This is a genomic window from Plantibacter sp. M259, from assembly GCF_006065115.1.
Taxonomy (GTDB): Bacteria; Actinomycetota; Actinomycetes; order Actinomycetales; family Microbacteriaceae; genus Plantibacter; species Plantibacter auratus.
Window position 1 is genome coordinate 2,418,580 of record NZ_CP040750.1, and the last position, 25,506, is coordinate 2,444,085.

Below are 25,506 nucleotides of genomic sequence, written 5' to 3' on the forward strand. Positions count from 1 at the left end.
GAGCCGTCACTTCTTCATCGAAGGAGTGCGCCCATGCTCGAACCCTCAACCTCCCCGCCTGTCGAAGACTCACCGCCACGCCTCCGCGACGCATGGGTCGCGCTGGCCGGCCTCTCGGCCGTGTTCCTGTTCGAGATGCTCGACAACTTCGTCCTGAACGTCGCGCTCCCGACCATCGGCCGTGACCTCACCGCTTCCACCGCGTCACTGCAGTGGGTCTCGGGCGCCTACTCCGTCGCGTTCGGAGGGCTGATGCTGCTGTTCGGTGCGGTCGCCGACCGGTTCGGCCGGCGTCGGGTCATGCTGATCGGCCTGACGCTGCTCGCCGTCGTCAGCGTGCTGACCGTGTTCGTCGCCTCGGTGGAGCAGTTGATCGCCGTGCGCGCCCTGATGGGTGTCGCCGCGGCGATGACGACTCCGGGATCGATGGCTCTGGCGTTCCGCCTGTTCGACCGGGACGACCTGCGTGTCCGTGCGCTGACCGTCATCTCGACCGCCGGACTGGTGGGCCTCGCCGCCGGCCCGACGATCGGTGGCTTCGTGCTCGCCGTGGCGCCGTGGCAGGTGCTCATCGTCGCCAACGCCCCGATCGCGGTGATCGCCTGGATCGGGATCCGCGCCGGGATCGGTGCCGACGAGCGGTCGCACTTGCACCGGGACCGGATCGACGTGCTCGGCGCTGTGCTCGGGACCGCGACCGTCGTCGGCGTCCTCCTCACCCCGACCCTGTTCGTCGCCGGCACCGACGTCGCAGCGGCCTGGGGTGCGGCGGTGGCAACGGTGATCGCCGCGATCGGCTTCGTGGTCAGGGAGCGCACGGCGCGTCACCCGTTGTTGGACCTCCGTCTCGTCGCACAGCCGCTCGTCGCCTCCGGTCTGGCCTACAAGGCCGCCGCCGGGCTGGCGATGGCCGGCTTGTCGTACCTGGCGACCCTGCAGCTGCAGTTCGCGTGGGGCTGGCCGCCTGCCTTGGCCGCTGTCGCGATGCTCCCGCAGGTCGTCGTGCTGCTGGCGGGCGGTCGCTTCGTCGGGCCGTTCGTGCAGCGCGTCGGCCTCGACCGCGCCGCCTGGATGAGCGCCGCCGTCGTCGTCTCGGGGCTCGCCGTGTTCGCGCTCCTGAGCCGGTTCGGCTATCCGTGGGTCCTCGTCGCACTCGTCCTCGTCGCCGCCGGGATGCGGGTGGTCGGAGTCGTCGCCGGTAATAACGTCCTCCGTGGTCTCCCGACGGACCGCACGTCCATCGGTGCGGCCCTGGTCGACACCGCGAGCGAGATCGCCACCGCTGTCGGGATCGCCGCCACAGGGACGATCCTCGCCGCGCTCGTCGGCGGCGGTATCGCGACCGAGCACTTCACCCCGGCCCTTGTCGCGTCGTTCCAGCAAGCGGTCCTCATTGCGGGATCGACCATCACCGCCCTCGCTGCAGCCCTCGTGGCTGTCGTTGCCCTCCGTTCACATCACCTCCCATCTCAGCCCGCAACCCAGGAGCCTTCCCATGTCTGACCTCATGCCCCGTCCCCCGTTCGATCCCGAACTCACCCCCTTCCTCGCCGCGCTCGAGGCGCGCGGGCCGTTCAGGCTGACGACCGAGATGCTTCCGCGGATGCGCGGCCTCGACACGACCGAGGAGGCCCTCGACGAACGGCTGCGCTCGCGCGGGTACGAGCGGCGCTCCGTCACGGTGCCCGGCCATCTGGGCGATCCGATCACGCTCGCCGTCATCCAGCGGATCGGGCGCTCGGGCGCGACGACGGCGGTCTATACGATCCACGGCGGCGGGATGATGTTCGGCCACCACCTCGGCAACCTCGAGTCCTACGACGACTGGCTCCTGAACGACCACGACGTGGTGCTCATCAGCGTCGACTACCGCCTCGCCCCCGAGTACCCCGACCCGTACCCGGTGGAGGACTGCTACGCCGGACTCGTCTGGGTGGAGGCCCACACGGATGAGCTCGGCATCGACCCGGGCCGCATCGTGATCGCGGGCCAGAGTACGGGTGCCGGGCTCGCCGCGGGGACCGCCCTGCTCGCCCGGGACCGCCGTGGGCCGGCCCTCTTCGGGCAGATCCTCGTCTCGCCGATGCTCGACGACCGCGATGCCACCGTGTCGACGAAGCAGATCGACGGGGTCGGGGTCGCAGATCGGCAGATGACCCGGTTCGGCTGGGACGCGTACCTCGGACCCCGCCGTGCCGGTGAAGACGTGTCGATCTCCGCCGCACCCGCGCGGGCGACCGATCTCGCCGGCCTTCCGCGTACCTACATCGACTGTGGCAGCGCCGAGGTGTTCCGTGACGAGACGGTCGCCTACGCCAGCGCGATGTGGGCTGCGGGTGGCGACGCGGAACTGCACGTCTGGCCGGGGGCGTTCCACGGCTTCACGAGCATGGTGCCGAGTGCGGCCATCTCGCGGGCCGCCATCGCGGCCCTGGCCGACTGGACGAGGCGACTGCTCGGAACACCCGCCGGCGAGGTCGCTCTGCCGGGTGCATCATGAACCGGTGAACTGCACCACGGTGTCCCAGGCGAGCTTCACGATGAGGATGGACAGGGTCACCAGGAACACGATCCGCACGAAGCCGCTTCCGCGTTTCGTCGCCATCCGGGCGCCGATGAACCCGCCGGTGATGTTCATCACGGCCATGGCGAGACCGAGCGCGAGCAGGACCTCGCCGTGCACCCCGTACACGACGAGGGCGGCGAGGTTCGTGGTGAGGTTGGCGATCTTCGCGTTGACGCTGGCTTGCAGGAAGCCGTACCCCAGCACGCCGACGATGAGGATGACGAAGAACGAACCCGTTCCCGGTCCGAGGATGCCGTCGTAGAAGCCCACCAGCAGGCCGATCATCGCAGCCCGCCAGGCGACGGCGGTGGCGCGGTCGTGGCGGGGTTCGTGGCGCAGGCCCATGGTCGGCTTGAAGAGGGTGTACAGCGCCACGGCGATCACGGCCACGAGCACGATGGGCGTCAACACGTCGCGAGGGACGTACCGCGACAGGGCGGCACCGACGGTCGACCCGGCGTAGGCCCCGGCGACGAGGGGCACCAGCAGCACGAGCTGCACCCTGATCTTGCGCAGGTACACCCAGCTCGCCGACAGGGTGCCGAAGAACGACGACAGCTTGTTCGTGCCCAGGATGAACGGGGTCGCGACGTCGCTCGGAACGGCGATGACGAGCGCGGGCAACTGGATCAGTCCGCCGCCGCCGACGACCGCGTCGACCCAGCCGGCCACTCCCGCCGCGACGAGGAGGAGGACGAGCGCGGCCACCGAGACGGGGAGCCATTCGGCGATCAGCGGTCCATCGAGCACAGTCGCCCAGCCTAATCGTCAGAAAGATGATCCAGCGGGCGGCCGTCGAACGGGGTCTTCGAGAGTTCAGGCGATCCTGACGCATTCACATCTGCTTATATGTACAGATGAACGAGGATCTCGAACCCGCTGCCGAGTTGTTCAAGGCCCTGTCCTCCTCCTCGCGGCTGCGGTTGCTGCGCATCCTGGCAGGCGGCACGTCCACGGTCGGTCAGCTCGCCGAGCAGAGCCAGTTGTCGCAGCCGTTGGTCTCGCAGCACCTGCGGACGCTGCGATCAGCCGGCCTGGTCTCGGTGCAGCGGATCGGCCGAGAGGCCCACTACGACGTCGCTGACGTGCACGTCTCGCACATCGTCGACGATGCCGTGCAGCACGCGCTCGAGGGATAGCGAGAACCACTATCGATTAGCTGCATGTATTGCAATTCGCTTATGGATGAGATGTACTGATGACGCGTCGCCGCCCGTCGCGACACCCGATCTCTTCCTTCGAAAGGCAACCATGAGCACGACTGACATCCACGCCGAGCACTCCGTCACCGAGCACGAGCACGGAACGGACTGCGGCCACGAGGCCGTCCAGCACGATGACCACACCGACTACGTGCATGGCACGCACCGCCACGCTCTGCACGACGGTCACTACGACGAGCACGAGAGTGTCGCTGAGCACACCGTCGCCGACCACGAGCACGGTGCGGCGTGCGGTCACGACGCGGTCGAGCACGACGGTCACGTCGACTACGTGCACGACGGCCACCAGCACGCAGTGCACGGCGAGCACTACGACGAGCACTGATCACTCGTCGTCGTACGACACACGAGGGGGCCGGCTTTCGAGTCGGCCCCCTTGTGCTGTTGGTGGGCTGGCGTTCGGTCAGTCATCCGTCAGGCGTTGTTTCTCGGTGGCCGTTACGCTCGCTGCATGGAACCGGACTGGATCGAACATCGGCGCTCGGAGGACCGAGAGCGGCTGGGGTGGATGAAGCCTGTCGGTGAGGGGTTCGTCGTCATCGATCTCCTGGGGCGTCAGCGAACCGATGCGCTGGATTGGTTCCATGCCGAGGAGGCGCTCGACGAGATCGGCATGGGCTATCTGGCCGACCCGCACGAGTTTCGTCTGGAGGACGGCTCATGGTTGCGCGTCCGGATCGCCGAGGTCTCGACCGCCGGTATCCGGGTGAAGAAGGACGATTGGGGCGACATGACCGCCACGCAGCTGTACTACGAGGTGTCCTTCCCCGTGACCGAGGACCAGCTGCGTCCGTTGTCGCGCTGAGCGGCATGGCGGCCCGCGGGTTCCGGTCGCCTCGCGGCCGGATGCCTCGGTCGGCGGCTGCTTGTGGACCTCGTGATCACTGTGCTGACCTGATGGCGACTTTGATTAATTAGTCATGAAAGTTCTTGACCTCTGCAGGAAGACAGGGGAGCCTGTTGGGACCGCCGCTTCAACGAGGAAGCGCGGGGAGGAGACGATGATGAAATCACATGTTCGTGCCGGACGGCTGGCGCTCGCCACCGCGCTCGTGCTCGGCTTGGCAGGAGCGGCGGTCGGGCAACCGGCACCCGCTGAGGCGTTCCCGGCCAAGACGAAAGCGTCGGTGATCCAATACCTCCGTTCGATCACCGGCTCGAACGTCGTGTCGGGCCAGCACAACAAGGAGCCCGCGAGCGCGCCGGGCCAGTACACGCAGCAAGTGAAGGACATCACCGGTCAGTATCCCGGTCTCTGGGGCGGTGACCTGATGTTCCGAGCGCAGGACGCGGCCAACCGTCAGCGAGTGATCGATCAGGCGAAGACCGAGTGGGCGAACGGTTCGCTCGTCGCGTTGACGTGGCATGCATGCTCACCGACCGGCCCCTCGACCTGTGAGTTCGACGGCGGTGTCAAGACGCAGATCACCAACGCGCAGTTCACGCAGATCGTCACGGGCGGCACCGCTCTCAACACCACCTGGCGGCAGCGGATGGCCGAGGTCGTCCCATATCTGCGGCAGCTCAAGGACGCCGGAGTCCCGGTCCTCTTCCGGCCCTTCCATGAGATGAACGAGACCTGGAACTGGTGGGGCGGCCGATCGGGAGCGAACGGCGGGGCGAAGATCTTCCAGCAGATGCGTGACTACTTCGACTCACAGGGGCTCGACAACCTCATCTGGGTCTGGAACGTGCAGGACAACCCTGCGGGAGGGTGGGCGAACTACTACCCGGGGAGCTCCTACGTCGACGTGGCCTCACTCGACGTCTGGTACAAGAACTATCCGAGCGCGGCCGACTACCAGCAGATGCAGACGATCGCCGGTACGAAGCCGATCGCGATCGCGGAGTTGGGGAAGGCGCCGGATGCGAACCTCCTGCAGTCGCAGACGCGTTGGTCGTACTTCATGATCTGGTCGGAGCAACTGCGTGGCAACAACTCCAATGCCGAGATCCAGAACGCGTACTTCCATCCGCGGGTGTTCAATCAGGGCGAAGTGGTCCTGCCGTAGGCGGGATGCGGTGACCTCGTCGGTCCGCGCCCGCTACGATGGCGCGGCCGTCGGGGCGACCTCCTGAACGAGCTGGGAGGCCGGGCCGTCGTCGAACCGGCGACTCAGCGTGTGAGCGCCGGCCCGTGTCCCGGGGCGATCGTGCCTTGTAGGACGAGCGACGCGGCGCCGATCGCTGCCGCGTCGCGCGGGTTGGCGGAGAGCTCGACCACGATCGGGTGGGCCCGCCGGGCGAAGAACCGCTGTTCGAGACGTTCGCGGATCGCGCGGGCGTAGAGCGAACCGGCCACCGCCATGCCAGGGCCGGCGAGGACGAGTCGATCGAGGTCGAGCAGGTTCGCGAGCGTCACCGTGGCCGCGGCGACCCGGTCGGCCGAGTTCTGGATGAGGTCGAGTGCCACGTCATGGCCGCTGACGGCGGCTCGGGCGAGCTGGTCGAAGTCGCGGCTGAGCGTCTCCGGTGCGAAGCCGAGCCCGAGTCCGTCAAGGCGATCCCGCGAGGCCTCAGCCGCCGCCATCACGGCTGCCGGTGCCGCGTAGCGCTCCAGGCATCCGCGGTTGCCGCAGTGGCAGGGGACGCCGTCGACCTCGATGCTGATGTGACCCAGCTCACCGGCGTTCGAGCTCGAACCACGATAGAGCGCACCGCCCAGCACCATTCCTGCGCCGATCCCGGTGCCCATGTAGACGCAGGCGAAGGACTCCGTGCGCGACACCTGGCGACTCCAGAACTCGCCGACCGCCGCTGCGGCAGCGTCGTTGTCGACGACCACCGGAACGTCGAGGCTCTCCTGCAGCGCCTGCTGCAGGGGGAAGTCGTCCCAGCGTACGAGCGTGGGCGGACCGAGGAGGACACCGCCGAGTTGGGCGATCGGGCCGGGGGCGACGACGGCAACGCCCGCGATCGACGGGGCCGCGAGCCCGACGCCGGCGACGAAGTCGCGGTAGAGCGTGACGAGCCGGTCGGTCACCTGCTCCGGCGTGGCCGAGCCTGCGCCGTCGACGAGCTGTCGGCCGACGACGCCGCCGCGGACGTCGGTGGCGACGAGCGTGATCGACTCGAATCCGAGCTGGATCCCGACGGCGTACTTGGCGCTCGCGTTGATCTCGAGGAGGGTCCGCGGCTTGCCGCCGCGGGGCGCGGCCCGACCGGTCTCGCGGACGAGTCCGTCCTCGATGAGGCGGCGGACGATGTTGGAGATCGACGGCTGGGTCAGACCCGTCGCCTCGGTGAGCTCGGTGCGGCTGATGGTGCCGGCCGAGCGGATGAGGTCGACGATGAGCGCCTGGCTGCCGGGACCCGACTGCACGGACTCACGTCTGGCCAACTGTCCCTCCCGGCGATCTTCGAGCGCGTAGTGTGAGGGCCACACGACCACTCCTCACGAAAGGCCGCGTCCCGATGGGTCTCGATGCCGAACAGACTATCGCGCAGCCCCGGCCGATCGGCCTCACGCTGTTCCGGGCCTCGGAGATCTACGGCGCGGAGCCGTTCTACCACGAGCTCATCGCCGGCATCGATCGCGTCGTCCGCCCGCACGGCCTGTCCGTGTTGCTCCGCGTGCTGCCGACGCGGGAGGAGGAACTGCTGCAGCTCGGGCGCTGGCAGCAGGACGGAACGGTGAGCGCCGTCATCCTCGTGGACCTCATCGACGACGACGAGCGGGTGGCCTTCGTCGAGCGGTCCGCGATCCCGGCGATCGTGATCGGCGCTCCGACGACGGCTCAGGGGCTCCCGGCGGTCTGGACCAACGACGCGGTCACGATGCACGAGGCCGTCGACCACCTCGTCTCGCTCGGGCACCGGCGTCTCGCGCACGTCACGGGTCCGCGCGAGCTCACCCACACGCTGTCCCGGATGGAGGCGTTCACCCTCGCCTCCGACCTGCCCGACGTGGACACGGTCTCGATCGGCGGCGATTACTCGCGGACGTCCGGCTACCAGGCCATGCAGACGCTGCTCGCCCGAGAGCCCAGACCGACGGCGGTCGTCTTCGACAGCGACGTGATGGCGCTCGGCGGGCTGCAGGCGGTGCAGGAGGCCGGGTTGCGGGTGCCCGACGACCTGTCGATCGTGGCGTGGGACGATTCGGCGCAATGCCAGCTGTCGGACCCGCCGATGTCGGCGCTCAGCCACGACGTGCAACGCATCGGCGAGATGGCGGGTGAGGAGCTGCTCGAGCTGTTGGCGGGTCGCCCAGGTACCACTCGGGAAGCGCCGCACGCCGTGGTCATCGAGCGCTCCACCTCGGGTCCCGTCCCCGTCGCTTGAGGTTTCGAGGGCGCGAGTGGGGTGGGTTCCCTGTGATCGATTTGTTATATAAATTAATAATGTTTAGTCTTGACGGGCGTGAGACGGCAGACGATGCTGGACAGCGAGCGACGAGGCGACCCGGCCCTTCGCCCCCATGAACGAAGGAGTTCCCATGTCCCGGAGACCGATCATCGGCCTCGCCGCAACGGCTGCGGCCGCGGCACTCGTCCTCAGCGGCTGCTCCGGTGGAGCGGCCAACGACGACGGCGACCCAAGCGGTGAGATCACCGTCCTCACGAACCGCACCGACCTCGTCGACACCACCTTCAAGGACTACGCGACCGAGTTCGAGAAGCAGTACCCCGGCACCACCGTCAAGTTCGAGGCTCTGACCGACTACGAGGGCGATGCCAAGATCCGGCTCAACTCGAAGGACTACGGCGACGTGCTCCTCATCCCCTCGTCGAACGTCACCAAGGACCAGTACGCGAACTTCTTCGAGCCGCTCGGCAGCACCGAGGAGCAGTCCAAGACCTACCGCTTCGCGAACGAGGCCTCCTTCGACGGCACGGCCTACGGCGTCTCGACCTTCGGCTCCGCCATGGGCTACGTCTTCAACCGCGACGTGTGGACCAAGGCCGGGATCACCGAGCCGCCCGCCACCGAGGAGGAGTACCTCGCCGCACTCGAGAAGATCAAGGCGAACGGCTCGATCCCGTACTACACGAACTACAAGGACGGCTGGCCGCTCGCGACGCTCGAGGGCAACCTCGGAGCCGTGCAGGGCCCGAAGGTGCGCACCGAGATGATCGCGACCGACAGCCCGTGGACCGAGGGCAACGACCAGTACAACATCGACGGTCTCCTGTTCGACACCGTCGCTGCCGGTCTGAGCGAGCCCGACCCCACCACCACCAACTGGGAGGAGTCGAAGAACCTCCTCGCCTCCGGTGAGATCAGCTCGATGGTGCTCGGCTCCTGGGCCGTCTCGCAGATGCAGGACGCCGCCGAGAAGGCCGGCGAGTCCCGCGACGTGATCGGCTTCTGGCCGATGCCGTGGAAGACCGACGACGGCTTCACCTCCGTCACCGCCTCCGACAAGTTCCTGGCGGTCAGCAAGTACTCGAAGAACAAGGCGACCGCGAAGGCCTGGATCGACTGGTTCACGAACGAGTCCGGCTTCGCCGCGAGCCAGGGTGCCATCAGCCCCGTCATCAGCGACCCGGCGCCCGACACGCTGGCCGACTTCTCCGATCTCGGCGTCACCTACCTGGAGCTCGCTCCGGACCCGGTCGGCAAGGAGGCCGTGATCAACGACATCGCGAACGCCGCTGAGATCGACCTCTTCGGCAACACCTACCGCCAGAAGCTCATCGACATCGCCCGCGGTGCGGCCGACGGCGACAAGGAGAGCGCCTTCGCCGACCTCAACGAGCGCTGGGCAGCCGCCCGCGCCGACGTCGCCGAGTAGCACCCATCCGATCGACACCCGGGCCCGTCCCCACGGCGGGCCCGGGTGTCCTCCACCCCGCGCAGCGAAGAAGGCAACCAGCATGGTCACAGTCCAGGGAGCGTCACCCGCCACCCGAGCGGTGGTGACGAACCATCCACGCCCGCCGCGGACCCTGCGCCCGGGCAGACCCCCGAAGGCCACCGGGTCGCGCGTCACCCCCTGGCTCTTCCTCGTGGTGCCGCTCGCCTTCCTGATCGTGCTCACCTACGTGCCGGTCGCGAACATGTTCTGGTACAGCCTCACCTCGTGGGACGGACTCGAACCTGAGCAGGAGTTCGTCGGCATCGACAACTTCGTGCAGATCTTCACGAAGCCGGAGATCTTCCAGGTCTTCTTCGTGAGCCTGTACTACCTCGTCGGAGCCGTCGCCCAGCTCGTCCTGGCGCTGCACCTCGCCACGCTGCTGAGCTTCCGCACCCGCTTCAAGAACCTCTTCAAGGGCGTCATCTTCTTCCCCTACCTCATCAACGGGGTCGCGATCGGGCTCGTCTTCCTCTATTTCCTCCGCCCCGGCGGCACCCTCGACGCCCTGCTCGCGGCGGTCGGCGTGCAGGACACCCCGCAGTGGCTCGGCGACCCGTCGTTCGTGAACGCCTCCCTCGCCGCGACTTCCGTCTGGCGGTACATGGGCCTCAACTTCGTCCTGTTCCTCGGTGCGATCCAGTCGGTCCCGTCCGAGCAGTACGAGGCCGCGGACCTCGACGGCGCCAACTCGTGGCACAAGTTCCGCTTCATCATCCTGCCGAGCATCCGGCGCATCCTCGGCCTCTCGTTCATCCTGGCCATCGCCGGAGCACTGTCCGCCTTCGAGATGCCGTACGTCATGACCGGCGGTGCCAACGGCTCCGAGACCTTCGTGATCCAGACGGTGAACACGGCCTTCAAGTTCTCGAAGGTGGGCTTGGCGTCCGCGATGGCCGTCGTCCTGCTGCTGATCGTCCTGATCATCACCTTCGTCCAACGCCGGGTCTTCCCCGACGAGAAGGGAGGCGAATCGTGACCGCCACCGCCGACCGACCGGTCTCCGCTGCCACGCCCGAGCCCGGACGCGCGCTGCGACGGACGCGCCGCGGGCCGAAGCGCCCACAGGGCGCCGCCGCCCTCACCGCGACGACCATCAAGTACGCCTCGCTCATCATCGCGAGCCTCTTCGCGGTGGTCCCCCTGGCCACGATCTTCATGCTCGCGTTCAAGACCGACCGCGAACAGCGGACGACCGGTCCCCTCACCCCGCCGTCGAACTGGTTCAACTTCGACAACTTCGTCGTCGCCTTCGACCAGGGCGGCATGGTCACCGGCTTCCTCAACACCGCGATCATCCTGCTCGTGTCCGTCGCCGGGACCATCCTGATCGGCACCATGTCGGCCTACGCACTCGACCGGTTCCGCTTCCGCGGACGGAAGCTCGTCATGGGCCTGTTCCTCCTGGCGACGCTCGTGCCGTCGGTCACGACCCAGGTGGCCACGTTCCAGGTGGTGTCCGCACTCGAGCTGTTCAACACCCGAGGCGCCGCGATCCTGCTCTTCATGGGGACCGACATCGTCGCGATCTACATCTTCCTGCAGTTCATGCAGTCGATCCCCGTCTCCCTCGACGAGGCTGCGATGCTCGATGGCGCGAACCGCTTCACGATCTACTGGCGCATCATCCTCCCGCTGCTGAAGCCCGCTGTCGCGACGGTGGTCATCATCAAGGGCATCGCCATCTACAACGAGTTCTACATCCCCTTCCTGTACATGCCGTCGCAGGACCTGGGGGTGATCTCCACCTCGCTGTTCCGGTTCATGGGACCGTTCGGCGCCCAGTGGCAGATCATCGCGGCCGGGACGATCCTCGTGATCATCCCGACGCTCGTCGCCTTCCTCTTCCTGCAGCGATACATCTACAACGGCCTGACCTCTGGAGCAACCAAGTGAGCATCATCGACACCGCCACCGTCCGTCCCCTGACCACCCGCCTCCTGCACGAGGGGTGGAGTCTGCGTGCGGTCGGTGGCGCGATCCCCGAGGCCTTCGTCGGGACGAGCGTGCCCGCGACGGTGCCCGGCCTCGTGCACACGGATCTCCTCGACGCCGGGCTCATCCCCGACCCCTTCCTCGACCGCAACGAGCACCTCGTGACGTGGATCGGATCGACGGACTGGGAGTACCGCACCACCTTCACGTGGGAGCCGGACGGCCACGAGCGGCACGACCTCGTGTTCGAGGGACTCGACACCGTCGCGACGGTGACCGTGAACGGCTCGGTCGTCGCGACCACGCGGAACCAGCACCGCACCTACCGCATCGACGTCGGTGCCGTCCTGCGCGAGGGCGAGAACGAACTGGTCGTCCACTTCGCCTCTCCCGTCGCCGCGGCGGACCTGGCCAGCCTCGAGATCGGCTACCGCCCCCACACCTACTCCCACCCGTTCAACGCCATCCGCAAGGCCGCCTGCAACTTCGGCTGGGACTGGGGACTGGACGCCGCTTCGTCAGGGCTCTGGAAGCCCGTGAGCCTGCAGTCGTGGTCGACGGCCCGGCTCGACTCGGTGCGTCCGGTCGTGACCGTCGACGGCGGCGAGGGCCGGGTCGCCGTGCACGTCGACGTGGAACGCGCCGGCGACGGTGACGCGCCCCTCGCGCTCACGGCGACGGTCGCCGGCGCGAACGCCGACCTCGTGCTCCCGGCCGGCGCGGACTCCGCCGTGGTCGAGCTCGCCGTGCCGGACGTCGGACTCTGGTGGCCTCGCGGGTACGGCGAGCAGCCGCTGTACGACCTCGACGTCGTGCTCGGGCAGGACGAGGCACGCCTCGGCGAGTGGTCGAGGCGGATCGGGTTCCGGACCGTCGCCGTCGAACTCGAACCAGACGCGGAGGGCACCTCGTTCCGTTTCGTCGTGAACGGTGAGGCCGTGTGGGTGCGCGGCGCCAACTGGATCCCCGACGACGCCTTCGTGACCCGCGTCGACCGCGCCCGGCTCGCGCGCCGGATGGACCAGGCCGAGTTCGCGAACCTCAACCTGCTCCGTATCTGGGGCGGCGGCTACTACGAGTCCGACGACTTCTACGAGCTCTGCGACGAGCGCGGGATCATGGTCTGGCAGGACTTCCTCTTCGCCTGCGCGGCCTATGCCGAGGAGGAGCCGCTGTGGAGCGAGGTCGAGGCGGAGGCGCGCGACAACATCACGCGCATCATGCCGCACGCGAGCCTCGTGCTGTGGAACGGCAACAACGAGAACATCTGGGGCTTCGAGGAGTGGGGCTGGGAGAAGCGCGTCCAAGGCCGTACCTGGGGCATGGGCTACTACCTCGACCTGCTGCCTCGGCTCGTCGCTGAGCTCGACCCGGCCGGCAACTACACCGCGGGCAGCCCATGGTCGGGAACGCCGGACATCCCGGCCAACGATCCGGACCACGGATCAGTGCACCTCTGGGAGCTGTGGAACCGCGTCGACTACCCCGCCTACCGCGACGTCTCGCCGCGCTTCGTGGCCGAGTTCGGTTGGCAGGGTCCGGCGACGTGGTCGACGATCGAGCGAGCCATCTCGGACTCCCCGCTCACGCCGGAGTCGCCCGGCATGATCCACCACCAGAAGGCGACGGACGGGAACGACAAACTGACCGACGGACTCGTCGCGCACCTGCCGCTGCCGGACGACACCGAGGACTGGCACTGGGCGATGTCGCTCAACCAGGCCAACGCCGTGACCGTCGCGATCGAGCACTTCCGGTCGTGGAGCCCACGCTGCATGGGGTCGATCGTCTGGCAGCTGAACGACTGCTGGCCAGTCACGTCCTGGGCGGCCGTCGACGGCGACGAGCGCGCGAAGCCGCTGCTCTACGCCTTGCGACACGTCTACGCCGACCGCCTCGTGACCGTGCAGCCGCGAGGGGAGTCCCTCGTGGTCGCCGTGCTCAACGACGGCCCGGACGCCTGGGCGGACGACCTCGTCATCCGGCGCCTCCGGTTCGACGGGACCGAACTCGCCTCGGTGCGCGTCCCGGTCGACCTGGACCGACGCTCCTCGACGCTCGTCGAGATCCCCGAAGCGGTCGCGGTCGCGGGCTCGGCACCCGATGAAGTGCTCGTCGCCACAGTCGGGGCGGAACGCGGCTTCTGGTCCTTCGCCGAGGCACGTGATTCAACGATCCCCGCCCCTCGGTTCAGCGCCGAGGTCGCCCGCCAGGAGGACGGTTACGCCGTGACTATCACGGCCGAGTCCTTCCTCCGCGACCTCACGCTGCTCGTCGACAAGCTGGACCCGGCCGCCGTCGTCGACGACCAGCTCGTGACCCTCCTGCCGGGAGAGCGCGTGACGTTCCACGTGCGGACCGAGGTGGAACTCGGCGAGGACGAGCTCCTGTCGACCCGGGTCGTGCGCACCGCGAACCAGCTGGTCGAGGACTGGGCACGGTGACCCTGGCGGACATGACCGCGGAGCGGGATCCGTCGGGGTCGGTCGCGCTCGCGGTCGACCTCGGCGGCACCAAAGTTGAGGCCGCGCTCGTCACGGCCGAGGGCGTCGTGGTCGACGGCAGCGCGCATCGGGCGCCGACGGGGCCCGATGCAGGGCGCCGTGCACTGGAAGACGCCGTCGACCGAGTGGTCCTCGCCTCGATCGCGCACCTGCCGGACGGTTCCGCGCTCGTTGGCGTCGGCATCGGTTCGGCGGGTCCCGTCGACCTCGGCCGCGGCACCGTGAGCCCGAAGAACCTCCCGCGACTGCACGGCTTCGACCTCCGGACACACGTCGCGCGGCTGTTACCGGACGCCCCGGTGGTGGTCCGCCTCGACGGGACCTGCATCGCGCTCGCCGAGCACTGGCTCGGAGCGACCCGCGGCACCGAGAACTCGATGGCGATGATCGTCTCGACCGGTATCGGCGGTGGTGTCATCCTGCACGGCCGGTTGATCGCCGGCCGGAGCGGGAACGCCGGCCACATCGGTCAGGTGCAGATCGCCTCGCGCGTGCCGGGGGAGTCGGCCGACGACGCGACGCTCGAGCGCGTCGCCTCCGGACCACGGAGCGTCGCCTGGGCGCGGGCCCGCGGCTGGGACGGGCACACCGGCGAGGCGCTCGCCGTCGATGCCGCGGCAGGGGATCCCGTCGCACGGTCCGCCGTCGTCCGTTCGGCCACCGCGGTCGGCCAGGCGATCGCGAGCGCCGCGACCTTCCTCGACCTCGAAGCGGTCGCCGTCGGCGGTGGGTTCACCGCCGTCAGCACCGACTACCTCGACCTCGTCCGTGCCGCGGTGCAGGACGCCATCGTCCTCGACTACGCGGCCGGCGTGGTCGTCACCGGTTCCGCGCTCGACGGCGCAGGTCCGATCCTCGGCGCCGCAGCACTCATCCACCGACCGGAGGCACTCGGCCTCCCACCGCTCGACCCGATGCACCATCCCAGACGAAGGAGCCTGGCACGATGAATCGCACCCCCGACCCCCGCCCACCGCACCGCAACTCGAGCGGCCGTCTCGCCGCCGGCATGCTCGCGGCGGCCGTCACCGCTGCACTGCTCCCGGCGCTCGCGTCGCCGGCAGCCGCCGCCCCGGCCGACTGGACCTCGCTCAACACCTCGTTCGTCGAGCGAGACGGCTCCCGCCTCGTGCTCGACGGCGAGACCTTCCGCTTCAGCGGCCCGAACGTCTACTGGCTCGGTCTCGACGAGAACGTGGGCGGGGTCGACTACCCGACCGCGTTCCGCATCGCTGACACCCTCGATGCGGCGGCCAGGATGGGTTCGACCGTCGTGCGGACGCACATGATGACCTCGACGGGCCAGGACGGTGCGAACCCCCTGGCGATCATGCCGGCCCTCGGGCAGATGAACGACGAGGCGTTCGCGACGATCGACTTCGCCGTCGCGTACGCCGGCAAGCTCGGCATCCGGCTGGTGCTCCCGCTCACCGACGAGTGGGAGTACTACCACGGCGGGCATCGCGACTTCACGACCCCGTACGGGCTGACGTCGGCCGACTTCTACACCGACGAGCGGCCGATCGCCGCGTACCAGGCCTACGTCGACGCGATCCTGCAGCGGACGAACGCGCTCACCGGCGTCCGGTACACCGAGGACCCGACGATCATGGCGTGGGAGCTCGGGAACGAGTTGGAGGGGATGACCGCGCCGTGGATCGACCGGCAGGTCGCGTTCATCAAGGAACGCGCCCCGCAGCAGCTCGTCGCGGCCGGTCGTCGATTCGACATCGACCCGGACACACTCTCGGCGCCTGGGCTCGACATCGTCGACGTGCACTATTACCCGCCCACCGCCGCACGCGTGTCCGCGGACGCGGCCACGGTCACCGCCGCGGGCAAGGTCTACCTGGCCGGCGAGTACGCCTCCACTGCTGCGAGCCCGGCGTTGCTCGAACCGCTCGTCGCCGACCCGAACGTGACCGGCATGCTGTTCTGGTCGCTGTTCGGCAACAACGACCGTGGTGGGCTCGTCCCGCACGACGACGGGTTCACGATCCATGCACCCGGTGCGACCGATGCCGAGCGCGCCCGGGTCTCCGCGATCACCGCCTATGCCGCTGCCATCGGTGCCGTGCCGGCTGCTCCCGCCGTCGGGACACCGCTCATCACAGCGGTCGACCGCGCGGACGGCATCAACACCGTCCGATGGCGCGGGGCCGGCGGCGCGGTCTCGTGCCGGCTCGAACGCTCGCTCGACGGGATCTCGTGGACCGCGGTCGACACCGGCGCGCTTCGGGCCGATGCCGGGTCCGCGACGGACTTCGCCTCGCCGACGGGAGCGGTCTACCGCGTCGTCGCGGTCGACGGGGCCGGGGCCGACGCGGCGCTGTCGGACCCGGTCATGACCGAGACCGACACACGCGTGCTCGTGGACCCGCTCGAGTCCTGGCTGCTCACCGAGGCGCACGACGGCGCAGCGATCGCGCCAGGCGCGGACGGGACGAGCGTGGTCGCTGCCTCCGATGGAGCCAGCATCACCTGGAAACAGGTCCGTCTGTCGGCGGCGTCGTTCATCGTCTCCGGGTCGGTCGTGGTCGAGTCCAGCGCTGACGGTTCAGCCTGGGTGACCGCCGCGGCCGAGGTCGGAGCCGGCGGCACGGTGGTCGCACGCGATCTGGCGGGGCCGTACCTCCGGGTGACCCTCGCCGCCGACGCGACCGTGTCGCGGGCCACCATCTGGTCGGCTGTGGACGCTCCGAGCGGGCCGCCGGCGGCGTTCGCATCCGTCTCACCGGCGCCCGGCACCGTCGATGTGACCGCGACGCCGACCTTCACCTGGGAGTCGGCGGCCGGCGCGGCCTACTACCGCTTCACGCTCGCCGCGCAGGCCGACCTCGGGGACCCGGTCGTCGTCGTCGACGGTGTCGGAACCCCCTCCATCACCCCGACGGTCTCCCTCACACCAGGGCAGCGGTATTGGTGGTCGGTCACCGCGGTCAACGGAGCCGGGACGACCGCCTCGAGCACGGGAGCGGCGGATTTCCTCATGAAGGTGCTGCCGAGCGAACCGCTCGTCGTCGAGGACTTCGAGTCGTACGCCGATGACGCCGCCTTGCAGGCCGCCTACGTGCGGAACACCGGGGGCGGCGCCGTGACACCGACGCTCACGCCGAACCCCGACACCGGCACGAACGCGATGTCGGCCGCGTACGACCTCGCCGGTCCCGGCTATGCCGGCGTCGTCCGCACCTTCCAGACACCGCAGGACTGGTGGGGCTATACCGGGCTCCAGTTCTGGGTGCAGGGGACACCGGGCGACGACGTCACCGTCCAGTTCGTGACGCGTGGGACCTACTGGGAGACGGTCGCGCCCATCGAGGGCGAGGGCTGGCAGCTGATCGAGATTCCGTTCTCCGCCTTCGCCCCGCCGGCCTGGGCTGGCGAGGCGGCGTTCGACCCGACCTCCGTCACCCAGATCGGGTTCTACCTCGGTGGTGAAGGAGCCGGCACCCTGCTGGTCGACGACGTCGTCACGACGGTTGCGGCCGTGGAGCCGGAACCGGGCACGGGACAGCCGGGCACGGGACAGCCGGGCACGGGACAGCCTGGTGGGTCTGACGGCGCTGACCCGGTGGCGCCGACGGGCGACCTCGCCCGCACCGGCCTGGACGCCACGCCCTGGATCGTCGGCGCGTTCGCGCTGCTCGCGATGGGTGGTCTGCTGCTGGTCCGCGGTCGACGGCGTGCTCTCTGATGGCGCTGCACCGCATCACCAGCGACCCCAAGCGGTACGCCTGGGGGTCGACGACGGCCATCCCGGAGCTGCTGGGGGTACCCGCTGACGGTTCGCCCCAGGCGGAGCTCTGGCTCGGGGCACACCCTGGCAGCGTGACCGAGTTCGTCGAGCCGGGTCACGGTCGTCCCGACAGCCTCAACGACTGGATCGCGTCGGACCCCGACGCGGCTCTCGGTGGGCGCTCCAGGATGCCGTTCCTGGTGAAGCTGTTGGCTGCCGCGAGGCCGCTCTCCCTCCAGGTCCACCCCACGCCCGACCGGGCCAGGGCGGGGTTCGCGGACGAGGACCGCCGCGGCGTGTCACTGGAAACACCGCATCGGAACTACAAGGACGCCTGGCACAAGCCGGAGATCATCGTCGCCCTGCAGGACGGCTTCCGCGCCCTCTGCGGATTCCGGGCGGTCGAGGAGTCGCGCGCATTCCTCATGCACCTGTCCGCCTACGTCGAGGGGCCGGACCGGATGGTGCTCGAGGCGTTCGAGGCGGAGCTACGTGACGCCGGTCTGGAACCGACGGTGCGAGCGGTGCTCGAACGACGGACGCCCGGCGTGGTCGCCGCCCTGGTGACGGCCGCCGGTGTCGGCACCGCCAGCGGAGCGGTCCCGGACGCCGACCGTCGATCGCGCTGGTCGGCCGAGCGCGAGCTCATCCTGCAGCTCGCCGAAGAGTACCCGGGGGACCCCGGCATCGTCGTCGCGGCGCTCCTCAACCTCGTGACGCTGCGGGAGGGTGAGGCGTTGTTCCTGCCCGCGGGGAACATCCACGCCTACCTCTCCGGCTTCGGGGTCGAGGTCATGGCCTCGAGTGACAACGTGCTTCGCGGCGGACTGACGCCGAAACACGTCGACGTCCCGGAGCTTCTCGCGGTTCTCGATTTCGAACCATCGCCGGTCCCGTTCGTCGAGCCGATCGTGCGAACTGGCGGTGGGGTCATGTACCCGGTGCCGGTCGACGATTTCCAGCTCGTCCGGATCGATCCCGGGACGGCGACCGACCTTGCTCGCGGCCAGGCGGCGGTGATCCTCGTGACCGGTGGTACGGCGCGGGTGGAACAGGGTGCGGACACCGTCGTGCTCGAGCGCGGGACAGCGGTGTTCGTCTCTCCGGGCCCGGAGCCGGTGACAGTGTCCACGGACGGTCGGGTCTTCGTCGCCACCGGCTGACCGGCCGACCGGCCGACACTGTCGGTGGCTGCTGTCCACCACATGGTGGCGTGAATCCGTGCGCGGACGTTCGGTCGTGACGACAGGCGTGCGCTGCTCGAGCCGCTTCGCGTCGGATGACTCTTGACGTCGTCGACCATCCTCGTCATCATTCGAACACGATCGACGGCAACGAGCCGCCGGCACCCTCGAGAGAGACGGCCCCGATGTCCACCATGATCTTCGTCAACCTTCCCGTCAGCGACCTGCACCGGTCACGGGTGTTCTTCGAGGCGCTCGGATACTCGATCAATGAGGGGTTCAGCGACGAGAACGCGATCAGCGTGGTCATCAGCGACACGATCACGGCGATGCTGCTCACGCGGGAGTTCTTCGCGGAGTTCACGAGCAAGTCGATCATCGACGCCACCACCTCCACCGAGGTGCAGCTCGCTCTCAGTGCCGAGAGCAAAGGCGACGTCGATTCGATTGTCGAGAAGGCCATCGCGAGCGGGGCTACCCCTGCCGGCGAACAGGACCATGGCTTCATGTACTCGAAGAGCTTCGACGACCTCGACGGCCACCACTGGGACTTCGTCTGGATGGACCCGGAGGCGGCCGCCGGCGGCGCGCCCGAGATGACCGTCGAGGAGATGCGGGCGAACACGACGCACAGCTGAGCGCGGCGACAAGACAATCGCGCAGCAGAGAGGCCCGCGATCACCCGAGGAGTCCGAGTCGGAGATGTGCTCGTTGGGATCCCGTGGGTGATTCATGCCAACCTGGCATGAGATGGAAGGCGGGCGACATGTCGAAGCGTTTTGGGAAAGCTCGATGACGGGTGGGTCGGAGCCCGCGTCGAGCGTGGGCGATCGGGTGCAGTTCACGATCCGTCGGGCGGTCCCGGCGGACGCGGCTGCGGTTCTGGCGCTCTTCGACGAAGCCATCGCCTGGTTCGTGCGGATCGGCAACACACGGCAGTGGGGTACCGAACCTGCATCTGGGCAGGAGCGCTGGATCACGCGTGTCGAGCAGTGGTGTGCCTCATCCGATGCCTGGGTCGCCGAGCATCCCGCGGTCGGCGTCTGCGGAGCGCTCGTGCTGGGCGAGGCGCTCGAGTACGTGCCGGCCGCCACCGAACCAGAGGTCTACGTCCGCGTGTTGATCGGCTCGCGCGACCCGCGGGTGAAGGGCACCGGTCGCCGGTTGCTGGCGTTCGCTGAGGAGCGTGCGCGGGCCGCCGGGGTCGGTCGCATGCGGGTCGACTGCTACGCGGGTGGCTCGGGGGATCTCGTACGGTTCTACGAGGCCGCTGGCTACGAGCGGGACGTGACGTTCACGGTCGGCGACGGGGCTGATGCGTGGCCGGGCCAGGTGCTGTCACGGCGAGTCGACGTGAGGAACGACCTGGCGCGATGAGGCCGTGAGGTTTCGGACGAGCGCAGCAACGGACGCCCAGGAGTCCTCCCGGCTCGCGCAGTCTGCTTGTCGTCAGTTCGCGGACGAGCTGAGGAGGCGTGCGACACCTGCCGGATAGAAGGGGTGATCGGTCTCGCTGATCGACACCCATCGAACAGGACTTCCCTCGTCCAGGACATGCAGTCGGGCGTCGAGCGGGATGGCATCGATCTCGGCGGACTCGACGCCGAAGATGTGGGCGATCTCATGGCCCGGCTTACCTTCGTATTCGAAGATGTTCTCCGCGACGTCGAGGAGCGTCACGCGGCCCAGTGTGACGCCGAGCTCCTCGACGAACTCTCGGCGCAAGGCGGCTTCAGCGGTTTCGCCGAACTCGATGCCGCCGCCGATCGCGCGATGGAAGGCCTCGTTCTTCACGGTGTCCACGCCGTTCAAGACGAGAACGTGACCGTCTCGGATGGGAAGGCCGACGGCGATGTTTCGAATCGAGGGCATGGCGTCGACTCTAGAGCGACAGCTGACCTGGTGTATGGAGCGGATGACGGGAATCGAACCCGCGCTATCAGCTTGGGAAGCTGAAGTTCTACCATTGAACTACATCCGCGTGGCGCCGGAGCGTCCTGAGTAATCGTACATGACCCGGCGGGCCTCCGTTCGGTCCCTGTGTGCGGGCACCGTTCGGCCCGTGAGTCTCACCCTCGGTCCCTGAGCTTGTCGAAGGGCGGGGTGTCGTCGTATGCCCTTCGACAAGCTCAGGGACCGGGGATTGGTGCTGGCTCAGTGACCGGGGATTGGTGCTGGGCCGGGGACCGGGGAGTGGTGCTGGACCAGGGACCAGGACTGGTGAGGTCTTCGGGGTCGGGTCGGGGGTGCCCAGGGACCTCCGGGGTGCCCGGAGCTAGGCTGGTTCACCGTTCCCCGAGCGGGACGGGATCGAGGGTGTGACGTGAAGCGCAGTGCAGGTGTGGTCGTGGCCGGCCTCGCCGCCGTCGCCGGGTTCGGGGTCGCGAGCGCCATGGTCGCCCGGCGCGTCATCGGGGCCGGACGAGTGCACTACAGCGAGGTGTTGCCGACCTCGTCTCCGAAGACTGTGCGGCTCGAACGGAACGCTGCCACCGCGCTGCCGGGACGATTCGGGCTCGAGTTCGACGACGGCTCGCGGGTCATCGTCGGACCCGTGATCGGTCGAGAGACGACGGACGGCTCGGTGATGCGAGCCGTGGTCGCCGGTCGGGTCCCAGCCGGGGCGACCCGTGCGCGGTTCACCGGCGCCGCCGTGACGCCCGCGGACCTCGGGGTGGACGAGGTGGAAGTGCCGAGGACGCCCTCGGGCGCATGGCAGTTCGACGGCGATGCCGACGGCGACGCACATGACGACACCTGGGTCGTGCACACCCACGGGCTCGGGGCATCACCGCTCGCGACCCTCCGCTCCGTGCAGGCCGTGGAGCGCGCGGGACTGCCCTCGCTCGTCACCTGCCTCGGGTCCGCGTTCGCCGAGCGTCGCTCCGGGGCCGACGCCACGGACGTCGACCGCGTCATCGCGGCCATCGACGACGCCGTGGCGCTCGGTGCGCGACGGGTCATCGTCTGCGGGTGGTCCTACGGCGCCGCCCTGAGCCTCGCGGCGGCACGCGAGCGACCCGAGGTGGTGCAGGGCGCGATCCTCATCTCGCCGATGCTCGGACTCAGCGAGACGGTGCTCCATGCGGCTGCGGTCGCCGGGGTGCCGCGGGTGCTCGTGCACTCGGCGCTCGCCGTGCTCTCGACGCCGGTGCTGGCGCGATCGGCCGGGGTGCGCGGCGCGGTTCCGGTCCGTGCGCTCTCCGCCGGGCCGATCGACGGCCTGCCGACGCTCGCGATCCACTCGCCCGGCGACACGACGATCCCCGTGGAACTCACGCGGGCCGTCGCTCGGCGCTCACCGTCGTTCGAGCTCGTCGAGGTCGACGCGGCGCCGCACGGCTTGGAGTGGAACGTCGCGCCGGAGGCGTTCGAAGCGGCTGTGCGGGAGTGGCTCGGGGCGCGCTGATCGGGTGATGGTCGGTCCCTGAAGTCGTCGAAGGGCGGGGTGTGTCCGTGTGCCCTTCGACAGGCTCAGGGACCGGGGTGGTTGGGGGAGCGGGTCACGGTCGGTTGGGTGCGTGGTGCCCTTCGACCGGCTCAGGGACCGAGGGGGTCGGGTGCCGGGGCTGGCTCAGGGACCGAGCAGGCAGGACCTACTTCGCGTAGCGGTAGCGGGCCCCGGTGTGCTCGTCGGGGAGCCGGTCGCCACGGCCGTGGAGCTTGTGGCGGAGGCTGCCCTCGACGTACTCCTCGGGGTAGGCACCACGACGTCGCAGCTCGGGGATGACGAACTCGACGATGTCCTCGAACGTGCCGGGCGTGATGGCGTAGGCGAGGTTGAAACCGTCGACGTCGGTCTCCTCCACCCACTCCTGCAGGGTGTCGGCGATCTCCGACGCACTACCGACGATCCGCGGACCGAGCCCACCGATCGCGCCCATGCGCGCGATGTCCTTCACCTTGAACTCGCCACCCTCCTCGTTGGCCGCCTGATAGTTGGCGACCGCCGACTGGATGGCGTTGCTCTTCACGTTCCCGATCGGCTCCTCCGGGTCGTACTGCGACAGGTCGATGCCCATCCAGCCCGACATGAACACGAGCGCACCCTCCTGCGACGCGTACTGCAGGTAGTCCTCGTGCTTCGCCTGGGCCTTCTCGCTCGTCTCGTCGGTGATGATCGTCAGCAGCGTGTAGATCTTCGCCGAGTACCGGTCGCGACCGGCGGCCTCGAGGGCGTCGCGGATGCGGCCGACCGTCGCCTTCAAGCCGGCCTTCGTCGACGCACCGACGAAGATCGCCTCCGCGTTGCCAGCGGCGAACTGGATGCCGCGCGGCGACGCACCGGCCTGGTAGATCACCGGTGTGCGCTGCGTGGACGGCTCGGACAGGTGAATGCCGGGCACCGTGTAGTGCTTGCCGAAGTGGCCGATCTCGTGGACCTTCGTCGGGTCGGTGAACACGCCCGTCTCGCGGTCGCGCACGACGGCGTCGTCCTCCCACGAGCCCTCCCACAGCTTGTAGAGGACCTCGAGGTACTCGTCGGCGACGTCGTACCGCTCGTCGTGCTCGAGCTGGTCGTCGTGCCCCATGTTGCGCGCCGCACTCGGCAGGTACCCGGTGACGACGTTCCAGCCGACCCGCCCCTTGGTCAGGTGGTCGAGCGTCGACATGCGCCGCGCGAACGGGTACGGGTGCTCGTAGGCGGTGCCGGCCGTGACGCCGAAGCCGAGGTGCTTCGTCACCGCGGCCATCGCCGAGACGAGCAGGATCGGGTCGTTCACCGGCACCTGCGCGCCGTTGCGGATCGCGGCCTCGTTGCTGTCGCCGTAGACGTCGTAGGTGCCGAGGACGTCGGCGATGAAGATGCCGTCGAAGTTGCCTCGCTCCAGCAGCTGCGCCAGGTCCGTCCAGTAGGAGAGGTCCTTGTAAGTGCTCGAGCGGTCGTCGGGGTGACGCCACATCCCCGACGCCTGGTGGGCGACGCAGTTCATGTCGAAGGCGTTGAAGCGGATCTGTCGGGTCATACGCACGATCCTGCATCACGAGTCCCGGACGTCGCCTGGCAATCGGCCTCGCCCGTAACAGGGCGTCATCTGGGCGCAGCGCACTACCTGCGCGAGGTGTCCTCCGCCGCGATCGCCTCGGCGTACTCCGCGTCACTGAGCGCGCCGACCGTCGAGTGCCGACGCCCGTACCCGAGGTAGAGCGCCGCGCCGACGAGCATCCAGATGAGGAACACGATCCAGGTCGTCCCGCCAAGCGACACCATCAACCCGAGGCACATGACGATACCGAGCGCCGGGACCACCGGGAACAGCGGGACGGAATAGCTGCGATCGAGGTCGGGACGCAGGCGACGCAGCAGGATGACGGAGAGGTTCACCAGGGCGAACGCGAACAGCGTGCCGATGCTCGTGGCGTCGGCGAGCTCGCCGAGCGGGATGAGGGCGGCGACCACCGCGACGACCGCACCGACGATGACGGTCCCGGCGACGGGCGTCCCGCTGCGGCGCCCGACGCGCGAGAACACCCGCGGCACCATGCCGTCCTGCGCCATCCGGTACAGGATGCGCGTCTGCCCGTAGTAGACGGTGAGCACCACGCTCGCGATCGCGATGACCGCGCCGATGGAGAAGAAGAGCGCGACGATCGGCTGTCCGGTGATCTCGGTGAGGATGCCGACGAACGCGGACTCGTCGTCCGCGAACTCGGTCCACGGGCGGGCGCCGATCGCGGCGACGGCGACCAGGATGTAGACGGCCGTGACGATCACCATCGACAGGATGATCGCGCGCGGCAGGTCGCGACGCGGGTTCGTCGCCTCATCGCCGGCGGTCGATGCCGCGTCGAAGCCGATGTAGGAGAAGAACAGCCGACTGGAGGCTGCCGCGACACCGGCGACCCCCATGGGCGCGAGCGGTTCGAAGTTGCCGAGGGAGAACGCCGAGAACGCGATGACGACGAAGACGAGCAGCACGGCGAGCTTCACGAACACCATGATCGTGTTCGCCCAGGCGCTGTCTTTCGCGCCGCGCACGAGCAGCAGCATCGCGAGCAGGACGAGGGCCGCGGCCGGGAGGTTGATCAGGCCGTCGGCGACGCCGATCGGGTTCGCGAGTGACGGCGGCAGTCCCAGGCCGAAGACCGCGAGCGCCTCGTTCACGTACTGCCCGGCACCGACGGCGACCGCCGCGACGGAGACCCCGTACTCGAGCACGAGGCACCACCCGCACACCCAGGCGACGCCCTCGCCCATGGTCGCGTAGGCGTAGGAGTAGCTGGACCCGGAGACCGGCACCGAACCGGCCATCTCGGCGTAGGACAGGGCCGACAGGAGTGCTGCGAGCCCGGCGACCGCGAACGCGATCCAGACGGCGGGCCCGGCGAGCGGGACGGCGGTGCCGAGGACGACGAAGATGCCGGTGCCGAGCGTCGCGCCGACACTGATCATCGTGAGCTGCCAGACGCCGAGCGAACGGCGGAGCGACGTCCCCGAGTCGGCGGGATCCGTCCCCAGTCGGACGAGCGGCATGCGCCGGCGCAGCTGCACGAGGAGCGGGAGTCGGCGATCAGTCACGGGTATCCATGGTAACCGCGGAGATCGGCGGAGCT

22 protein-coding genes and 1 tRNA gene are annotated in these 25,506 nt (G+C 69.0%); 17 read left to right on the top strand and 6 right to left on the bottom strand.

Translation table 11 applies throughout. From position 1 onward, the window contains the following. Positions 1 to 33: 33 nt before the first annotated feature. Together FGL15_RS11305 and FGL15_RS11310 are read left to right on the top strand one after the other, a co-directional pair. Positions 34 to 1,503, top strand: a complete 1,470-nt coding sequence (locus FGL15_RS11305) for an MFS transporter (RefSeq protein WP_138946113.1) — start codon at positions 34 to 36, stop codon at positions 1,501 to 1,503. Beyond that, positions 1,496 to 2,500, top strand: coding sequence for an alpha/beta hydrolase (locus tag FGL15_RS11310; protein WP_138946114.1), 1,005 nt, complete (start codon positions 1,496 to 1,498; stop codon positions 2,498 to 2,500). Before FGL15_RS11305 ends, FGL15_RS11310 begins: the two co-directional genes overlap by 8 nt. On the opposite strand, the gene FGL15_RS11315 is transcribed toward FGL15_RS11310, so the two are convergent. Then, the gene (locus tag FGL15_RS11315; RefSeq protein ID WP_138946115.1) at positions 2,495 to 3,316 is read right to left on the bottom strand and encodes a TSUP family transporter; all 822 of its coding nucleotides are present in this window, start codon (positions 3,314 to 3,316) and stop codon (positions 2,495 to 2,497) included. The two genes, FGL15_RS11310 and FGL15_RS11315, sit on opposite strands and share 6 nt — an antisense overlap. A 107-nt stretch (positions 3,317 to 3,423) precedes the next feature. Here FGL15_RS11315 and FGL15_RS11320 point away from each other — a divergent pair, with 107 nt between their 5' ends. The 4 genes from FGL15_RS11320 (at position 3,424) to FGL15_RS11335 (ending at position 5,801) form a co-directional block, all read left to right on the top strand. Beyond that, the gene (locus tag FGL15_RS11320) at positions 3,424 to 3,705 is read left to right on the top strand and encodes a helix-turn-helix transcriptional regulator (RefSeq protein WP_064295041.1); all 282 of its coding nucleotides are present in this window, start codon (positions 3,424 to 3,426) and stop codon (positions 3,703 to 3,705) included. A 112-nt stretch (positions 3,706 to 3,817) separates the two neighbouring features. Further along, the gene (locus FGL15_RS11325; RefSeq protein WP_138946116.1) at positions 3,818 to 4,114 is read left to right on the top strand and encodes a hypothetical protein; all 297 of its coding nucleotides are present in this window, start codon (positions 3,818 to 3,820) and stop codon (positions 4,112 to 4,114) included. Positions 4,115 to 4,240: 126 nt separating this feature from the next. Beyond that, positions 4,241 to 4,594 (top strand): hypothetical protein, encoded by a 354-nt coding sequence (locus FGL15_RS11330; RefSeq protein WP_138946117.1) that lies wholly within the window; start codon positions 4,241 to 4,243, stop codon positions 4,592 to 4,594. Positions 4,595 to 4,793: 199 nt separating this feature from the next. Then, entirely contained in the window at positions 4,794 to 5,801 is a 1,008-nt protein-coding gene (locus FGL15_RS11335) for a glycosyl hydrolase (RefSeq protein ID WP_205858610.1), read from the top strand. A 104-nt stretch (positions 5,802 to 5,905) separates the two neighbouring features. On the opposite strand, the gene FGL15_RS11340 is transcribed toward FGL15_RS11335, so the two are convergent. Next, the gene (locus tag FGL15_RS11340; protein WP_240773515.1) at positions 5,906 to 7,174 is read right to left on the bottom strand and encodes an ROK family transcriptional regulator; all 1,269 of its coding nucleotides are present in this window, start codon (positions 7,172 to 7,174) and stop codon (positions 5,906 to 5,908) included. Positions 7,175 to 7,203: 29 nt separating this feature from the next. On the opposite strand from FGL15_RS11340, the gene FGL15_RS11345 reads away from it, so the two are divergent. The 10 genes from FGL15_RS11345 (at position 7,204) to FGL15_RS11390 (ending at position 20,328) form a co-directional block, all read left to right on the top strand. Further along, positions 7,204 to 8,073, top strand: coding sequence for a LacI family DNA-binding transcriptional regulator (locus FGL15_RS11345; RefSeq protein WP_138946119.1), 870 nt, complete (start codon positions 7,204 to 7,206; stop codon positions 8,071 to 8,073). A 154-nt stretch (positions 8,074 to 8,227) separates the two neighbouring features. Then, positions 8,228 to 9,526 carry an ABC transporter substrate-binding protein gene (locus FGL15_RS11350; RefSeq protein ID WP_138946120.1) on the top strand — a complete coding sequence of 433 codons (1,299 nt, stop codon included), beginning with the start codon at positions 8,228 to 8,230 and terminating at the stop codon, positions 9,524 to 9,526. Positions 9,527 to 9,608: 82 nt separating this feature from the next. Beyond that, entirely contained in the window at positions 9,609 to 10,568 is a 960-nt protein-coding gene (locus FGL15_RS11355; protein WP_138946121.1) for a carbohydrate ABC transporter permease, read from the top strand. Between the two features lie 155 nt (positions 10,569 to 10,723). Then, positions 10,724 to 11,485 carry a carbohydrate ABC transporter permease gene (locus FGL15_RS11360; protein ID WP_369796511.1) on the top strand — a complete coding sequence of 254 codons (762 nt, stop codon included), beginning with the start codon at positions 10,724 to 10,726 and terminating at the stop codon, positions 11,483 to 11,485. Beyond that, on the top strand, positions 11,482 to 13,968 hold the full coding sequence (locus FGL15_RS11365) for a glycoside hydrolase family 2 protein (protein ID WP_240773516.1): 2,487 nt from the start codon (positions 11,482 to 11,484) through the stop codon (positions 13,966 to 13,968). The genes FGL15_RS11360 and FGL15_RS11365 overlap by 4 nt, the downstream gene beginning before the upstream one ends. A gap of 11 nt (positions 13,969 to 13,979) precedes the next feature. Next, positions 13,980 to 14,978 carry an ROK family protein gene (locus FGL15_RS11370; protein ID WP_138946122.1) on the top strand — a complete coding sequence of 333 codons (999 nt, stop codon included), beginning with the start codon at positions 13,980 to 13,982 and terminating at the stop codon, positions 14,976 to 14,978. Then, positions 14,975 to 17,725: a CIA30 family protein gene (locus tag FGL15_RS11375; protein ID WP_138946123.1), complete on the top strand. Its 2,751-nt coding sequence runs from the start codon at positions 14,975 to 14,977 to the stop codon at positions 17,723 to 17,725. Before FGL15_RS11370 ends, FGL15_RS11375 begins: the two co-directional genes overlap by 4 nt. Further along, entirely contained in the window at positions 17,725 to 18,930 is a 1,206-nt protein-coding gene (gene manA / locus FGL15_RS11380) for a mannose-6-phosphate isomerase, class I (RefSeq protein ID WP_138946124.1), read from the top strand. The genes FGL15_RS11375 and manA overlap by 1 nt, the downstream gene beginning before the upstream one ends. A 206-nt stretch (positions 18,931 to 19,136) precedes the next feature. Further along, positions 19,137 to 19,589, top strand: coding sequence for a VOC family protein (locus FGL15_RS11385; RefSeq protein ID WP_138946125.1), 453 nt, complete (start codon positions 19,137 to 19,139; stop codon positions 19,587 to 19,589). A 154-nt stretch (positions 19,590 to 19,743) separates the two neighbouring features. Further along, positions 19,744 to 20,328 carry a GNAT family N-acetyltransferase gene (locus FGL15_RS11390; RefSeq protein ID WP_138946126.1) on the top strand — a complete coding sequence of 195 codons (585 nt, stop codon included), beginning with the start codon at positions 19,744 to 19,746 and terminating at the stop codon, positions 20,326 to 20,328. Between the two features lie 72 nt (positions 20,329 to 20,400). Here the strand turns inward: FGL15_RS11390 and FGL15_RS11395 are convergent, their stop codons facing one another. Next, positions 20,401 to 20,823, bottom strand: coding sequence for an NUDIX hydrolase (locus FGL15_RS11395; RefSeq protein WP_138946127.1), 423 nt, complete (start codon positions 20,821 to 20,823; stop codon positions 20,401 to 20,403). A gap of 35 nt (positions 20,824 to 20,858) precedes the next feature. Beyond that, positions 20,859 to 20,932 (bottom strand) — tRNA-Gly (locus tag FGL15_RS11400). Positions 20,933 to 21,274: 342 nt separating this feature from the next. Here FGL15_RS11400 and FGL15_RS11405 point away from each other — a divergent pair. Continuing rightward, positions 21,275 to 22,360 carry an alpha/beta fold hydrolase gene (locus FGL15_RS11405; RefSeq protein WP_138946128.1) on the top strand — a complete coding sequence of 362 codons (1,086 nt, stop codon included), beginning with the start codon at positions 21,275 to 21,277 and terminating at the stop codon, positions 22,358 to 22,360. Between the two features lie 187 nt (positions 22,361 to 22,547). On the opposite strand, the gene FGL15_RS11410 is transcribed toward FGL15_RS11405, so the two are convergent. Next, positions 22,548 to 23,918 carry an LLM class flavin-dependent oxidoreductase gene (locus FGL15_RS11410; protein ID WP_138946129.1) on the bottom strand — a complete coding sequence of 457 codons (1,371 nt, stop codon included), beginning with the start codon at positions 23,916 to 23,918 and terminating at the stop codon, positions 22,548 to 22,550. Between the two features lie 83 nt (positions 23,919 to 24,001). Beyond that, a complete protein-coding gene (locus FGL15_RS11415) occupies positions 24,002 to 25,426 on the bottom strand; it encodes an APC family permease (protein ID WP_138947285.1) in 1,425 nt (474 codons plus the stop codon). Positions 25,427 to 25,506: the final 80 nt, after the last annotated feature.

Bases quoted from the DNA above. Each gene is read 5' to 3' on its own strand.
- FGL15_RS11355 (WP_138946121.1), top strand. From the start codon at position 9,609: ATGGTCACAGTCCAGGGAGCGTCACCCGCCACCCGAGCGGTGGTGACG.
- FGL15_RS11350 (WP_138946120.1), top strand. From the start codon at position 8,228: ATGTCCCGGAGACCGATCATCGGCCTCGCCGCAACGGCTGCGGCCGCG.
- FGL15_RS11395 (WP_138946127.1), bottom strand. From the start codon at position 20,823: ATGCCCTCGATTCGAAACATCGCCGTCGGCCTTCCCATCCGAGACGGT.
- FGL15_RS11305 (WP_138946113.1), top strand. From the start codon at position 34: ATGCTCGAACCCTCAACCTCCCCGCCTGTCGAAGACTCACCGCCACGC.
- FGL15_RS11325 (WP_138946116.1), top strand. From the start codon at position 3,818: ATGAGCACGACTGACATCCACGCCGAGCACTCCGTCACCGAGCACGAG.
- FGL15_RS11390 (WP_138946126.1), top strand. From the start codon at position 19,744: ATGACGGGTGGGTCGGAGCCCGCGTCGAGCGTGGGCGATCGGGTGCAG.
- FGL15_RS11370 (WP_138946122.1), top strand. From the start codon at position 13,980: ATGACCGCGGAGCGGGATCCGTCGGGGTCGGTCGCGCTCGCGGTCGAC.
- FGL15_RS11320 (WP_064295041.1), top strand. From the start codon at position 3,424: ATGAACGAGGATCTCGAACCCGCTGCCGAGTTGTTCAAGGCCCTGTCC.
- FGL15_RS11335 (WP_205858610.1), top strand. From the start codon at position 4,794: ATGAAATCACATGTTCGTGCCGGACGGCTGGCGCTCGCCACCGCGCTC.
- FGL15_RS11310 (WP_138946114.1), top strand. From the start codon at position 1,496: ATGTCTGACCTCATGCCCCGTCCCCCGTTCGATCCCGAACTCACCCCC.
- FGL15_RS11375 (WP_138946123.1), top strand. From the start codon at position 14,975: ATGAATCGCACCCCCGACCCCCGCCCACCGCACCGCAACTCGAGCGGC.
- FGL15_RS11345 (WP_138946119.1), top strand. From the start codon at position 7,204: ATGGGTCTCGATGCCGAACAGACTATCGCGCAGCCCCGGCCGATCGGC.
- FGL15_RS11330 (WP_138946117.1), top strand. From the start codon at position 4,241: ATGGAACCGGACTGGATCGAACATCGGCGCTCGGAGGACCGAGAGCGG.
- FGL15_RS11410 (WP_138946129.1), bottom strand. From the start codon at position 23,918: ATGACCCGACAGATCCGCTTCAACGCCTTCGACATGAACTGCGTCGCC.
- FGL15_RS11415 (WP_138947285.1), bottom strand. From the start codon at position 25,426: ATGCCGCTCGTCCGACTGGGGACGGATCCCGCCGACTCGGGGACGTCG.
- FGL15_RS11385 (WP_138946125.1), top strand. From the start codon at position 19,137: ATGTCCACCATGATCTTCGTCAACCTTCCCGTCAGCGACCTGCACCGG.
- manA (WP_138946124.1), top strand. From the start codon at position 17,725: ATGGCGCTGCACCGCATCACCAGCGACCCCAAGCGGTACGCCTGGGGG.